Annotated in this window: 11 protein-coding genes; 5 read left to right on the forward strand and 6 right to left on the reverse strand. The window is 69.6% G+C overall.

From position 1 onward, the window contains the following. Positions 1-9: 9 nt before the first annotated feature. Positions 10-534: an NUDIX hydrolase gene (locus tag ACO0LV_RS07630; RefSeq protein ID WP_424787280.1), complete on the reverse strand. Its 525-nt coding sequence runs from the start codon at positions 532-534 to the stop codon at positions 10-12. A 205-nt stretch (positions 535-739) separates the two neighbouring features. On the opposite strand from ACO0LV_RS07630, the gene ACO0LV_RS07635 reads away from it, so the two are divergent. Beyond that, positions 740-2,200: a CCA tRNA nucleotidyltransferase gene (locus ACO0LV_RS07635; RefSeq protein ID WP_424787281.1), complete on the forward strand. Its 1,461-nt coding sequence runs from the start codon at positions 740-742 to the stop codon at positions 2,198-2,200. A 123-nt stretch (positions 2,201-2,323) separates the two neighbouring features. Here ACO0LV_RS07635 and ACO0LV_RS07640 read toward each other — a convergent pair whose 3' ends face one another. Continuing rightward, positions 2,324-3,880 carry an MFS transporter gene (locus ACO0LV_RS07640; protein ID WP_424787282.1) on the reverse strand — a complete coding sequence of 519 codons (1,557 nt, stop codon included), beginning with the start codon at positions 3,878-3,880 and terminating at the stop codon, positions 2,324-2,326. Positions 3,881-4,003: 123 nt separating this feature from the next. Between ACO0LV_RS07640 and ACO0LV_RS07645 the strand changes: the two genes are divergently transcribed. Continuing rightward, a complete protein-coding gene (locus ACO0LV_RS07645; protein WP_424787283.1) occupies positions 4,004-4,576 on the forward strand; it encodes a TetR/AcrR family transcriptional regulator in 573 nt (190 codons plus the stop codon). On the opposite strand, the gene ACO0LV_RS07650 is transcribed toward ACO0LV_RS07645, so the two are convergent. Further along, a complete protein-coding gene (locus tag ACO0LV_RS07650; protein ID WP_424787284.1) occupies positions 4,573-5,886 on the reverse strand; it encodes an MFS transporter in 1,314 nt (437 codons plus the stop codon). The two genes, ACO0LV_RS07645 and ACO0LV_RS07650, sit on opposite strands and share 4 nt — an antisense overlap. 85 nt (positions 5,887-5,971) lie before the next feature. Between ACO0LV_RS07650 and ACO0LV_RS07655 the strand changes: the two genes are divergently transcribed. Next, positions 5,972-7,636, forward strand: coding sequence for a DUF885 domain-containing protein (locus tag ACO0LV_RS07655; protein WP_424787285.1), 1,665 nt, complete (start codon positions 5,972-5,974; stop codon positions 7,634-7,636). A gap of 48 nt (positions 7,637-7,684) precedes the next feature. On the opposite strand, the gene ACO0LV_RS07660 is transcribed toward ACO0LV_RS07655, so the two are convergent. After that, on the reverse strand, positions 7,685-8,380 hold the full coding sequence (locus ACO0LV_RS07660) for a winged helix-turn-helix transcriptional regulator (protein WP_424787286.1): 696 nt from the start codon (positions 8,378-8,380) through the stop codon (positions 7,685-7,687). Between the two features lie 92 nt (positions 8,381-8,472). Between ACO0LV_RS07660 and ACO0LV_RS07665 the strand changes: the two genes are divergently transcribed. After that, entirely contained in the window at positions 8,473-9,276 is an 804-nt protein-coding gene (locus ACO0LV_RS07665) for an alpha/beta fold hydrolase (protein WP_424787287.1), read from the forward strand. Positions 9,277-9,382: 106 nt separating this feature from the next. Here the strand turns inward: ACO0LV_RS07665 and ACO0LV_RS07670 are convergent, their stop codons facing one another. Both ACO0LV_RS07670 and ACO0LV_RS07675 read right to left on the reverse strand, forming a co-directional pair. Next, positions 9,383-9,934: an rRNA adenine N-6-methyltransferase family protein gene (locus ACO0LV_RS07670; protein WP_424787288.1), complete on the reverse strand. Its 552-nt coding sequence runs from the start codon at positions 9,932-9,934 to the stop codon at positions 9,383-9,385. 106 nt (positions 9,935-10,040) lie between these two features. After that, the gene (locus ACO0LV_RS07675) at positions 10,041-11,120 is read right to left on the reverse strand and encodes an inositol-3-phosphate synthase (protein WP_424787289.1); all 1,080 of its coding nucleotides are present in this window, start codon (positions 11,118-11,120) and stop codon (positions 10,041-10,043) included. A 230-nt stretch (positions 11,121-11,350) separates the two neighbouring features. On the opposite strand from ACO0LV_RS07675, the gene ACO0LV_RS07680 reads away from it, so the two are divergent. Continuing rightward, complete coding sequence (locus ACO0LV_RS07680) at positions 11,351-14,011, forward strand: transglycosylase domain-containing protein (protein WP_424787290.1); 2,661 nt, start codon at positions 11,351-11,353, stop codon at positions 14,009-14,011. The last annotated feature ends 18 nt before the right edge of the window (positions 14,012-14,029 follow it).

The following is a 14,029-nucleotide window of genomic DNA, read 5'->3' on the forward strand; positions in this document are numbered from 1 at the left end:
CGTGGGTGTTCACGACCGCCCGGCCAGCACGTCCCGCGCGGTGGCCACGATCCTGCGCTCGTTGGGGTAGGCAAGGCGTGAGCCTACTTCGTCCAGGAGCACCCAGGCGACGTCCTCGGCCTCCTGGTCCGGGTCGTTCTCGATCGTGAGTTCCCCGCTCACGGCGCACAGCAGGTAGTGGTGGACCACCTTGTGCACCCGCCGGTCGGTTCCGGCGAACCAGTAGTCGATGGTGTCCAGGTGCCGCAGGACCTGACCGTAGATCCCGGTCTCCTCAGCGATCTCCCGGACTGCGGCCTCGGCGGCGGTCTCCCGGCCTTCCAGGTGGCCCTTGGGCAGGCACCACTCCAGCCGTCCGGCCCGGTTGCGGCGCGCGATGATCGCGGTGACCGCGAGCCCGTCGATCACGTCGACCACCACCCCACCGGCCGAGGTCTCGTCGACCACCGGCAACCGGTGCCGGACCGGCGCACGGCGCCGCACCGGGCCCGGTTTCGGGACCCGTCGCCCGGGGGTGGGAACGGCGGCTGACATATCAATACTCTAACGAGAGTGCCCGCGCCCGGGGCGCTGCCGGGGTCTGCGGCCACGTCGCGGTGCCTGGCGTGGCCCCGCTCTGCACTGTTCCCAGTGTCCGGAACGGCGCGGTGGTGAGCCAGAACATACCCCGGACCGAGCGCGAACGGGCCGCGGCGTGGCACCCTTGGTGCTCGTGTCACCGAACCCGCAGGATTCCTCCATGGCAACCCCCCAGGCTCCGGCACAGTTGTTGCACACGGCGTTGAGCACGATCACCGAGATGGCTCCGGAGGCGATCGAACTGGGCCGCGCCTTCGCCGGCGCCGGGCACGAACTCGCTCTGGTCGGTGGGCCGGTCCGGGACGCCTTCCTGGGCAAGGCCTCCTCGGACCTGGACTTCGCCACCTCCGCCCGCCCGGAACAGACCGAGGAGATCCTGCGCGCCTGGGGCACCGGGCTGTGGGACATGGGACGGGACTTCGGTACCCTCGGCGCGCGCCGGGGGGACACCGTGGTGGAGGTGACCACCTATCGAACTGAGAGTTATGACCCCGGGTCGCGCAAGCCCGCGGTGGCCTACGGCGACTCCCTCGACGGGGATCTGTCCCGGCGTGACTTCACCGTCAACGCGATGGCGCTGCGGTTGCCGGATCTGGTGTTCGTCGACCCCTTCGACGGCCTGAGTGCCATGGCCGACCGCGAATTGCGCACCCCGGTGCGCCCGGAGCAGTCCTTCGACGACGACCCGCTGCGGATGATGCGCGCGGCCCGGTTCGCCGCCCAGCTCTCCTTCGACGTCGAGCCGGACGTGCTGGCAGCGATCTCGGCGATGGCGGACCGCCTCAGCATCGTCTCGATCGAGCGGATCCAGGCCGAACTCGTGAAGTTGCTGATGGCCCCGGCGCCCCGGCGCGGGCTGGAACTGATGGCCTACACCGGCATCGCCGACGTGGTGCTCCCGGAACTGCCGGCCCTGCAGATGACCATCGATGAGCATCACCGGCACAAGGACGTCTACGAGCACTCCCTGACGGTGCTGGACCAAGCGATCGATCTGGAGACCGGGCCGGATGGGCCCGTACCCGGTCCGGACCTGGTGCTACGCCTGGCCGCGTTGCTGCACGACATCGGCAAACCCGCGACCCGCCGGATGGAACCGGGCGGCGGGGTGAGCTTCCACCATCACGAGATCGTCGGCGCGAAGATGACCACCAAGCGCCTGCGTGCGCTGCGCTTCGACAAGGCCACGATCTCGGCGGTGGCGAAGCTGGTAGCGCTGCACCTGCGTTTCCACGGGTACGGGGAGGCGAAATGGTCCGACTCGGCGGTGCGGCGCTACGTCACGGACGCCGGCGACCAACTCGAACGGTTGCACCGCCTGACCCGGGCCGACTGCACCACCCGGAACAAGCGCAAGGCCGCACGGCTGGCCGCGGCGTATGACGATCTGGAGGAACGGATCGCACAGTTGGCCGAGGAGGAGGAACTCAAGGCGATCCGCCCGGACCTGGACGGCCGGGAGATCATGGCACTCCTCGGGATCGCACCGGGCCCCGCAGTGGGCAGGGCCTACCAGTACCTGCTGGGGCTGCGGATGGAGCACGGTCCGCTCGGACCGGAGCGCGCCGAGTCCGAACTGCGTGCCTGGTGGGCCGAGCAGGGCGAGGCCGAGGGCGGCTAGCACCCGCGGCCCGTCCCCGCTGGGCGCGCACCGGCGACCGTGTGCTCCATAGACGAGGTGGCCGCGCGCCGCCGCCCAGGAGGGACCGCGAGAAGCTTCGCGGGCTGTACCGGTCCACCCGGGTCACGCATCCTTGCCGGTCACGCCGGCCGGTGCCGACGGAGATGGGACGCCGCGCAGCCCCAGTCCGGTGGCCAGGGCCGCCAGCGCGAGCACACCGGCGCTGATCGCAGCGACCGTCGTCAGGCCGGCCCCGAAAGCGTCGAAGGCCACCCGGACGAGGTGGTCGGCCTCGGCAGCCGGCAGGCGCTCGGCGATCGCGGCCGCCTCGCTGACCGTATCCGCCGGGTGGGCCTGCCCGACGGCGGAGTCCCCCAGCCGGGAGCGGAAGATGACGGTGGCGATGGTTCCGAAGATCGCGATCCCGAATGCCTCACCCAGCACCATGCCGGTCTCGGATACGCTCGCCGCGCCACCGGCCCGCTCGAGCGGCGCAGTCGCCAGGATCAGGCTGTTGGCCATCGTGCCCACGATCCCCACCCCGAAGGTGAGCACCGTGTAACCGCTGATGAAGGCCACCACCGAATCGGTGTGGTCGATCGCTGCGATGGCACTCATCCCGGCGGCGGCGATCGACAGGCCACCCGGGACGAGCCAGGACGGGCGTAGATGCCGGGCCATCCCGTTGGCGAACGCGGCCCCGGCGAAGGAGCCGGCCAGCGTCGGCAGCACGGCGAGTGCGGCGCGGAAAGGGCTCAACCCCAGCACCGTCTGCAGGTAGGTGAAGGCCAGTAGACCCAGGCCCACCATCACCAGGGCGGCCAGCGCGTTTGCCAGCACGGATGAGGTGAAGGCCGTGTTCCGGAACAGGGTGACATCCAGGAGCGGATCCTCGGAGCGCCGTTGCCGCCGCACGAAGAGCGTCAGCAGCACGAACCCCAGGACCAGCGTCACGCCCGTGGTGACGTCGAGACGCTCATCGGCGAAGCGTTTCGCAGCCAGGACCACCGCGACGATGCCGAACAGGGACAGGCCGGCACCCGGAAGGTCGAACCCGGCAGCCTCCGGATTGCGTGACTCCGGCACCAGCAACGGTGCGAGCACCAGCAGCAGGGCCATGACGGGCAGGTTGACCAGGAAGACCGAGCCCCACCAGAAATGCTCCAACAGGAAGCCCCCCAGCACGGGCCCGGCAACCGCGCCCCCCGTGAAGGCGACCGTCCAGGCCGCTACCGCAGTGCTGCGCTGGGTGGGGTCGGTGAACATCGCTCGCACGAGAGCCAGCGTGGAGGGCGCCAGTGTCGCCGCACCTACACCCAGCAGGGCCCGTGCGGCGATGAACGTCTCCGGTGTGGGGGCGTAGGCGAGCCCGAGTGATGCGAGCCCGAAGGCGGCCGCACCGATCAGGAGCAGCCGGCGCCGTCCGATCCGGTCGGCCAGGCCGCCCATCGTCACCAGCAAGCCGGCCAGCACGAAACTGTAGATGTCCATCATCCACAGCCATTGCCCGGCCGTGGGCTCGAGGTGGGCTGTCACCGCTGGGCTTGCGACGAACAGGATCGAGATGTCCATCGACACCAGAAGCGCCGGAACGAGGAGGACGGCCAAGCCGAGCCAGGTGCGCCTCGGGGCGGGTCCAGGGGAGACCGTGCGGCGGGACTCGAGTGTACGTACGTGCATATAACCGAGTGTACGGACGTACAGATGCGTGTCAAGACGTACGTACAAGAACATTCGCGGTAGCCTCGTACCTGCCGGCCGGCCGATCCGACCAGCCCGAAGCGACGTGAAGACCGGAGGACGATGAGTCAACGCGAAGCGCTCCTTCAGGGCGCGAAGAAGTGTCTGGTGGACAAGGGCTACAGCCGGACCACGGCCCGGGACATCACGGCTGCGTCGGGCGCCCACCTGGCCTCGATCGGGTACCACTTCGGTTCCAAGGACCGGTTGATGAACCTGGCCGCGATGGAGATGTCCAGCGAGTGGGGCGACCGGCTCGAGCACACGGTCCGCTCGATCGGAGGCGCTAGCGCCGGGGAGCGGCTGGCAATGCTGGTCTCCGAACTGGTCAGGGCCCTCCCGGGCGCCCAGGACCTGCACTCGGCCGCCCTGGCCGCGATCGCTCAGGCCCCCTTCGACCAGGAACTGCGGGAGGAACTCACCTCAACCTATGGCCACACCCGCCGGACGCTCGCGTCGGTGGTCCTGGGCACGTCGCAGGTCGAGGAGGGGTCGGCCGCCGAGCAGGGCTTGGGCACGCTGGTGTACGCGCTCGTGATCGGCCTGGGCGTGCAGGCCCTGACCGACCCCGACTCCCTGCCGGCTCCGGAGGTTGCCGCCGACGCGGTGCGGGCGCTGGCCGCCGCGGGCCACTAGCGCTCGATGGCGGGCTGCGGCGCGGTAGGCACGCGCCGGTAGGCCAGCACCAGCAACAGATAGACCGCGCCCAGTGCGGCGAAGGTTGCCCGGGAGTACCCGGTGTCCGGCAGCACCGCGGCAGCGAGGGCCGCGGCCCCCACGAACGCGGCGTTGTAGAGGACGTCGTAGAGGGCGAAGGCCCGCCCGCGCACATTGTCGTGGGTATCGCGGTGCACGATCGTATCGACCGCGATCTTGGCCCCCTGCACGCTGAATCCCAGGAGCAGCGCCGCTGCGGCGATCACCCACTGCACCGGGGCGGTGGCCAGTACCACCTGACTGAGCGCCCCGATGCCCAGGCACACCAGCACCCACCGGGCGGGGCTGACCAATCGGCGCGCCGCCGGAGTGAGAATGATCGCCAGACCATTGCCGGCGAAGGAGATGCCGACCAGCAGCCCGAACATCGCCAGCCCTGCCGAGGCGTTCGCCGGATCCACCAGCAGGTTCCGGGAGATCAGGATCAGGGCGATGAAGTTCAGCCCGTACAGGAAACGGTGCCCGGCCATCACGCCCAGCCCCGCACCCGGGGTGCCCCGGGCGATCAGGTACCGCGCGCCGTCGACCATCTCGGTGAGGGTGGCGCCCACATCCCGCCCGACCTGCGCCCACGTGGTGGACCTCATCCGGGACCGTTCCGGCCCCAACCGGTCCCGGCCCAGCCGAAGCGCGAGCAGGGCGGCGGCGACGAAGAACAGCGCCGCACCGGTCAGGGCAGCGGCGTCCAACGCTGGGCCCTGCCGCATCACCAGACCGAGAGCGAAGCCCACGGCGGCGCCGACGACGGCGGAGACCGCGCCCAGGGTCGGGGTCAGGGAGTTGGCGATCAGGAGTTGTTCCCGGGGAACCACCCGCGGCAGCCCGGCCGAGAGTGCAGCGAGCAGGAACCTGTTCACCCCCAGGGTCACCAGCGCGAGCACATAGACAGCCGGCCCCACCCCGAGGGTCGCCATCAGGATCGCGAGCGCTCCCGCGAGCAGCACCCGAACCGCGTTTCCCACCAACAGCACCTGACGGCGACGCCACCGGTCCAGCAACGGGCCCACGAACGGCCCGACCACCGTGAACGGCAGCAGCAGCACCGTGAACGCTGCCGCAACCGCTCCCGCCGTGGCCAGGTTCTCGGGGTTGAAGAAGAACAAGGTGGCGAGCCCGGCCTGGAACAACCCATCGCCGCACTGGGAGACCAGCCGGACGGTGAAGAGTTTGCGGAAGTCGGCGTATCGCAGCAGCGTGCGCAGATCCTGCACCACCTGGAGGCCAGCCACGGGGCCCCACGATAGTGCCCACCCACGGCCCTGGCCGCCGACCCCGCAGCACGCGGAGGCGGCCCGGATACGCCACCATGGGCAGATGGACTCACTCACCCCGCGGCAACTGGCAGACCGCTACGTGCACCGCCTCGCTGAATTGAACCCGATCGTCAACACCGGCCTGGGCCTGTTCCCGCACGACGACGCTCTCCCGGACTTCTCCCCGGCCGGCCACCACGAGCGCACGACCCTGGCCAGTGAGACCCTCGCTGAACTGGACCGGATGGATTCCACCGGCTGGGACGACCTGGAACGGCGCTGCGCCACGCTCCTGCGGGAGCGTCTGGGTGTGATCATCGAGTCCCACGACGCCGGGGAGCACCTGCGGGAGATCCGGAACATCTTCGGTCCGCCGCAAGCGGTACGGCAGGTATTCTCCCTGATGCCCACCGGCACCGATGAGGACTGGGCGGTGATCGCCCGCCGGATGGCCAGGGTTCCCCGGGCCTACACCTCCTGGCAGGCGAGCCTGGATGAGGGCCGATCCCGCGGTCTGCTGGCCGCACCCCGCCAGGCGCTGGCCCTGGCGGACCTGATCGACCAGTGGGTGCAGACCGGGTGGTTCGCGGACTTCGTCTCCGCCGGTCCCGAGCACCTGCGTGCGGATCTGGATGATGCCGCCCGGGCCGCCGGCGAGGCCGCCGCCCACCTGGCTCAGTACCTGCGCACCACGTACGCGCCGGCAGCCGAGGGCACGCCCGACGCCGTCGGCGAGGAGCGCTACCGGCTGAACGCGCGCCGTGTGATGGGCGCCGACGTCGACCCGGCCGAGGCCTACGCCTGGGGCTGGGCGGAGTACCAGCAGATCGACGCCCAGATGCGCGAGCTGGCCGAGAGGATCCTGCCCGGCTCCACCCCGGTGGAGTGCATGCGGCACCTCGATGAACACGGCACGGTGATCCACGGCGAGGACGAGGTCCGCCGGCGCTTGCAGCAGATGATGGACGAGGCGATCACCGAACTCGACGGCAGGCACTTCGATATCGCCGAGCCGATCAGGCGCGTGGAGGCGATGATCGCTCCGGCCGGTTCCGCCGCGGCTCCCTACTACACCCGCCCGTCCCAGGATTTCGCCCGCCCGGGGCGTACCTGGCTACCGACGCTCGGCCGGGAGTCCTTCCCGATGTATGACCTGGTCAGCACCTGGTACCACGAGGGCGTACCGGGTCACCATCTGCAGTTGGCACAGTGGGCCTATATGGCGCCTCAGTTGTCCACATTCCAGACCTCGGTGGGCTCCTCGTCCGGCGTCACCGAGGGATGGGCGTTGTACTCCGAACGGTTGATGGACGAGTTGGGCTATCTCGATGACGAGGCGCGGATGGGGTATCTGGACGGCCAGATGATGCGAGCGATCCGGGTGGTCATCGACCTGGGGATGCACCTGGAACTGACGATCCCGGCCGACTCCCCGATCGCCCCGGGACAGACCTGGACGCCCGAACTCGCCGAACGATTCTTCGCCGCACACTCCGGACGCTCGAGGGACTTCATCTCCTCGGAGGTCGTGCGGTACCTGGGCTGGCCCGGTCAGGCGATCAGTTACAAACTCGGCGAACGGGCCTGGCTGGCCGGGCGGGAAGCCGCTCGGGCCGCCCACGCCGAGCGCGGCGAGGAGTTCGATCTGAAGTCCTGGCACATGAAGGCGCTGTCCCTGGGCGCCCTCGGCCTGGACGATCTGGAGGCCGAGCTCGCCCGGCTATGAGCCTCAGGCGGGGCGGACGCAGGACCCTGCCTCCAGCCGGAGTGCGGGTCAGGACGCTGCCACCGGAGCGGTGGCAGCGTCCAGGACACCCTCGAAGGCCGCCACCAGCCGCTCGACGGCCGCGGTGTCACCGGCGACCGCCACGGATTCGAGAGCGACGTTCTGATAGAGCACACCGGTCCAGGTTGAGGAATCCCCGGTCACAGTGGCCTGCGGGTTCGGGGCCGGGCCGCGTTCGATGGACAGTTCCTGCGCCCATCGGAGTCGATAGGCGTACGGCTCGGCGTTGCCGTCGACGCGAGTGTCGTTGAGGTGCAGGGCCAGGTCCAGGGGCGGATCCATGCGCATCCGAGGCGCCATCGTCAGCATCGACTGGACGGTGGCATCGGGTGTCAGCCCGCACCCGGCGACATCCCGTACCGGTGATTTCAGCGCCCACCACGCCAGGGACTCGAAGACGGGGCGTAGTTCGGCCGCCCAGTCGGTGATGGCGTAGGCGGCGACGCCCGCGGGGGCCGGAAGGGTGACCCGCTGCACCAGGCCGGAGCGTTCGAGTTCACGCAGCCTGGCGGTCAGGACTGCGGGTGTAATGCCCCGCAGGGTGGCTTGCAGTTCGGAGAAGCGCTTGGGGCCGAGCATGAGTTCGCGCAGTGCCGGGTAAGTCCACCGGTCGCCGATCAACTCCATGGCATGGGAGGTGGCACAGGCGTCGCCGTGGGCGGCATAGGTGCGCTTGATCGGCATGTCGTTCCTTCCGGGCTATCGACAACGACGTGTGACCTATGTTAAACATAGCGCGACGTCCGGACGAACAGCCCCGCAGCAGGGAGACTCCCATGACCAGTGCCATCGAGCAGTCCGGTCCAAGCAGCCACGGCGTGGTGGACTCCGCCGACGGAACTCCGATCGCATGGAGCCGTACCGGCGCCGGTCCCGATCTGGTCATGGTCCACTGCGTGGGCGTGTCACGGATGACGACCCCGCAACCGACCTTGCCGGACGCCCTGGCCGCACACTTCACCGTGTGGACCTATGACCGGCGCGGCACGGGTGAGAGCGGCAACAGCCGGCGGTACGACGTCCAGCGCGAGGTGGAGGACCTGACCGCCGTGATCGACCTGGCCGGCGGTCCGGCCACCGTCTACGGATTCTCCTCCGGCGCCACGCTCGCCCTCATTGCCGCCGAAGCCGGTGCGCCGATCGAGCGGCTCGCCCTGCTGGAGCCACCGCTGCTCGACGAACCTGATCCCGACCATCACTTCAGGTCCGAGGGCGAGCGCCGTCTCGCTCAGGGACCCGAGGTGCTGCACCAGTGGTTTCAGACCGAGGTCGTCGGCGTTCCCGAGGAGGTCCTGGCCGAACTGGGGCCGCCGTCGGAGGCGAACCTGAAGGACGCGCCGTCGCTGCTGCACGAGCTGACCTTCCTGCCCGGGACGCCGGCACGGCGGTTCGCGTCCGTGGCCCAGCCCACGTTGATCGTGGCCTCGAGCGCCACCGCACCCGAGATGTATGAGTACGCCAACGGGTTGGAGGAGGCGATGCCGCACGCGCAGGTGGAGATACTGCCGGGTGAGTGGCATGGCGTGGACGACACCACCCTGACCCGCTCGATCAGCCGGTTCGCCGGCGCTGCGAGGTAGATTCGCGCCCGCATCGCCCCCGGCACCGCAAAGAGCACCCGGCGGCACCGCAGGGCACGCGACGGCACCACACCGCAGCGGACCGCACCCTCGACGACGGCCACCGTCAACGGCGGATCTGCAACACTGCCGCGTCCACCGACGGCGGCACCACGAACGCTGCCCCGGGAAGATGTCGACCCACCCCGACCTTCCACTGCCGACCGCGTCCTTGCCTGGCGTGACACCTCGAGCGCGCCGGCACCGGCGGTCGCCGGCTCAGCCCGCGGGCCGCACCGCGCTGCAGGACCAGGTCCGCCGAACGCAGACCGCGAGCGGCGAGCAGCGTGCGCACAAGGTGGGTTGTCAGGGCGAACGGGGGATTCGCCACGACCCGGAAGGGACGGCCGGGCACGTAGAACTCGCGCAGGTCGGCTTGGACCACCCGAGCCCGGCCCGCGACCCGGGCACGCAGTTCCTCCACCCGCTCCGGGTGCAGTTCGATCGCGACCACCTCGGCGCCGGAGGCGATCAGCGGTAGCGTCAGCGCACCGTTGCCGGCGCCCAGGTCGAACACCAGGTCCCCGGCGCCGACCCCGGACTCGGCCACGATCCGCTGGGCCCAGTCAGGACGTAGCGGATGCCATCCCCACGCGCCGCGGCGCCCGTTCCCGGACACGACGCACCATCAAGAACATATTCATGGGCATCACGGTAGGAACGAAGCGTGCCGCAGCGCCACGTATTTTCCCGCCCGGGGCCGTGTGCGCCGCGTCGACCGCGGCTCAGCGCTCGGCGTCGCCGGCGATGAACGCCTCCACCATCGCCCGGCCGGCCTCGTCGTCGTACTGCTGCGGCGGGGACTTCATGAAGTACGCCGACGCCGAGGTGATCGGCCCCCCGATACCTCGGTCCAGGGCGATCTTGACCGCCCGGATCGCATCGATGATGATGCCCGCCGAGTTCGGGGAGTCCCACACCTCGAGTTTGTATTCCAGGTTCACCGGCACCTCACCGAAGGCGCGCCCCTCCAGGCGCACGTAGGCCCACTTGCGGTCATCGAGCCACTGCACGTAGTCCGATGGGCCGATGTGCACGTTCCGCTCACCGAGATCGTGACCCACGTTGGAGGTCACTGCCTGCGTCTTGGAGGTCTTCTTCGACTCCAGCCGGTCCCGCTCCAGCATGTTCTTGAAGTCCATGTTGCCGCCGATGTTGAGCTGGTAGGTGCGGTCCAGCACCACCCCGCGGTCCTCGAGGAGTTTGGCCAGCACCCGGTGCGTGATCGTGGCGCCGACCTGGGACTTGATGTCATCACCGACGATCGGCAGGCCGGCGCCGGCGAACTTGCTCGCCCAGTGCGGGTCGGAGGCGATGAACACCGGCAACGCGTTCACGAACGCCACCCCGGCCTCCAGCGCCGCCCGGGCGTAGTAGCGGGCCGCGTCCTCCGACCCCACCGGCAGGTAGCACACCAGCACATCGGCGCGTGCCTGCCGTAAGGCGGCCACCACGTCCACCGGTTCGGCGTCGGACTCCACGATCGTCTCGCGGTAGTACCGGCCAAGCCCGTCCAGGGTGTCCCCGCGTTGCACCGGCACGTTCAGCGGCGGCACATCGCAGAGCGAGATGGTGTTGTTCTCACTGGTGCCGATCGCCTCGGCCAGATCCATCCCGACCTTCTTGGCGTCGACGTCGAAGGCGGCCACGAACTCCACGTCCCGCACGTGGTAGTCGCCGAACTGGACGTGCATCAGGCCGGGCACGCTCTGGTCCGGATCGGCGTCGGCGTAGAAGTGCACGCCCTGGACCAGTGAGGCGGCACAGTTGCCCACACCGGCGATCGCTACCCGAACTGAACTCACTGTTGCTCCCTATGGTCGTGCCGGGCCCGAGGACCGGCGGTCGGCTCGCCTTGCAGGTTAATGCCAGATGTGGGCCCGGTCACGGTGGGCGGGCAGATCGTGTGAGCTGGCGGTGAAGACCGTCACGCTCCGCTGTCCAGCCAAGTCCGATCAGCGCATACTGGGTGAAGCCCTCGGCAGCGAGGGCTCGCCCGTGCGCGGGCGCAGGAGTTGAGGACGAGGAGTCGCCGGTGCCGCAGGAGCACGGCAGGGACGCAGGGCCCGCACGCCGCAGCGTGCACGAACGCGGCGCACGCCCGGCGACGTACCCGCAGCGCGTCCCGCCGGTGAACCAGCGACTGGCTGGTCAGCGCCCTGAAGGTCAGCAGCCGGCCGGAAAGCCCGCGTGGCGATCCACCGCAGGCTCTGCGGGCGCAGGGACGACGGCGATCGTCGGCGCGGCCGGGGGCGGTACCGCGCGGCGTGGTAGTTCCGTCAAGAGTGGCGCGAGCACCACCACCAAGGCACGGACCAGGGCGGCGACGACGAGCAAGAGTTCGGCTGGCTCCGGGGGCCGGGGCAGCGGCGGATCCGGTGGCGGCCCGGGCGGTGGTCGCGGCGGCGGCGGTTCCGGCAGCGGCAAGTCCGGCAACGGTCGGGGCAGCAGCGGTGGTGACGGAACGGGCGGGTTCTGGAACTATCCCCGCCGCGGAAAAGGGCCGGTGCTGCGCTGGTTGCCGGGCTGGCGGTTCCTGGTGGGTGCCTTCCTGACCCTGGTCGCCCTGGGCGTGGGCGTCTTCGTGGCCGCTTACCTGACCATCGACATCCCCGAACCCGAAGAGTTCGCGATGTCGGAGACCTCCACCGTCTTCTACGCCGACGGAGAGACCCCGATGGGCTCCTTCGCCGAGGTGGACCGCCAGATCATCGATCCTGCCACGCTGCCCGAGCACGTCGGTCAGGCGGTGGTGGCCTCGGAGGATCGACGGTTCTACTCCAACGTGGGCGTGGACCCCATGGGGATCCTGCGCGCGCTGTGGAACAATGTGCGCGGTAACCCCACCCAGGGTGGCTCCACCATTACCCAGCAGTACGTGGAGCGGTACTACGTGGGCCAGACCACCAGTTATGCGGGCAAGTTCCAGGAGGCGATCCTGGCCCTGAAGATCGACCGGGAGCAGTCCAAGGACGAGATTCTGGGCAACTACCTCAACACGATCTATTTCGGCCGGGGTGCCTATGGGATCGAGCGGGCCGCCCAGGAGTACTTCGACAAGCCCGCCGAGGAATTGACCGTGGAGGAGTCCGCCGTGCTGGCCGGCATCATCCCGGCACCCTCGCGCTGGGACCCGGACATCAATCCCGATCAGGCCCAGGAACGGTTCGGCCGCACCCTGCGGTACATGGTGGAGACGGGCTTCATCACCCAGGACGAGGCGGATGCGGCCGAGTTCCCCGAGGTGGCCGAAGCCGTACGCACCAACGTCTACGCCGGCCCGAACGGACACCTGCTGGCCATGGTGCGCGACGAACTGGTCGCGGCCGAGTTCACCGAGGCGGAGATCGACGGCGGCGGGATGCAGATCACCACCACCATCGATCAGACCATGCAGGACGCTGCGGTCGAGTCGGCCCAGGACCTGCCCGAGGACGCCCCGGAGGAGTTGCGGGTGGCCCTGAGTTCGGTGGACAACGAAACCGGTGCGATCCTGGCGTTGTACGGGGGCCGGGACTATCTGGAGGTCCAGCGCAACGCCGCCACCCAGGACACCGCCCAGGGCGGGTCCACGTTCAAGGTCTTCACCCTGTTGGCTGCCCTGGAGAACGACATCACGCTGGAACAGCGCTACCCCAGTTACTCCCCCATGGAGATCGACGGGTATGACGCCCCGGTGCGGAACTTCGACTCACCACGCAACCGCGGCAACATCGACCTGGTCCACGCCACCTACGACTCGGTGAACACCTATTACGTGCAGCTCAACCAGGAGGTGGGACCGGAACAGACGGTGGATATGGCCCACCGCCTCGGGCTTCCCGAAGACACCGCGGGCCTGGAGCCGGTGATCTCGAACGTGCTCGGGAGCGCCTCCCCGCGCAATATCGACATGGCCAGGGCCTTCGCCACCATCGCCTCAGGCGGTGAGCGTCACCAGAACTACATCGTGGCCGAAGCCACCGGCCCGCAGGGCAATGTGATCTACACCGGTGAAGGTTCCGCTGAACAGGTCGTCGACACCCAGGTCACCGCAGATGCCACCTACGCGATGAGCCAGGTGGTCGAGCGCGGTACCGGTTCCACCGCCAACCAGTTGGGCCGTCCCGCCGCAGGCAAGACCGGATCGTCCAACGACTACCGGTCCGCGTGGTTCGTGGGCTTCGTCCCGCAGATCACCACCGCGGTCTCGATGTACCAGGTGGGCGAGGACGGCTCGGAGGAGGCGATGGGCGGCTGGGGCGGCCAGAACGTGATCTCCGGCGGCAGTTTCCCCACCCAGATCTGGACCGACTTCATGACCGTGGCGGTGGCGGACCTGGACGTGGAGCAATTCCCCGAGCGCTCCCAGCCGGTCGCCCCGCCCGCTCCGCAGCCCACCCGGCAGCCCACCCAGGAGGAGACGCAGGAGCCCGAGGAGGAGGAGACCGAGGAGCCCGAGGAGGAGGAGCCTGAGGAGCCCGAGGAGGAGGAGACGGAGGAGCCCACGGACGAGCCCACCGAGGAGCCCACCGAGGAGCCCACCGAGGAACCCACGGAGGAGCCGACCGAGGAGCCCACCGACGACCCCGGCAACGGCAACGGCGGCAACGGCGGCAGTGGCGGCGGCAACGGCGGGGGCGACGGCGACGGCGATGGCGACACCGACGCGGAGGGCCTCTCGGTGCCCCCGTTGTTCGGCCGGGACAACGACTGACGCCGTGGCGAAAGCCCT

The organism is Pseudactinotalea sp. Z1739 (assembly GCF_049725055.1).
Classification (GTDB): Bacteria; Actinomycetota; Actinomycetes; order Actinomycetales; family Beutenbergiaceae; genus CALKWS01.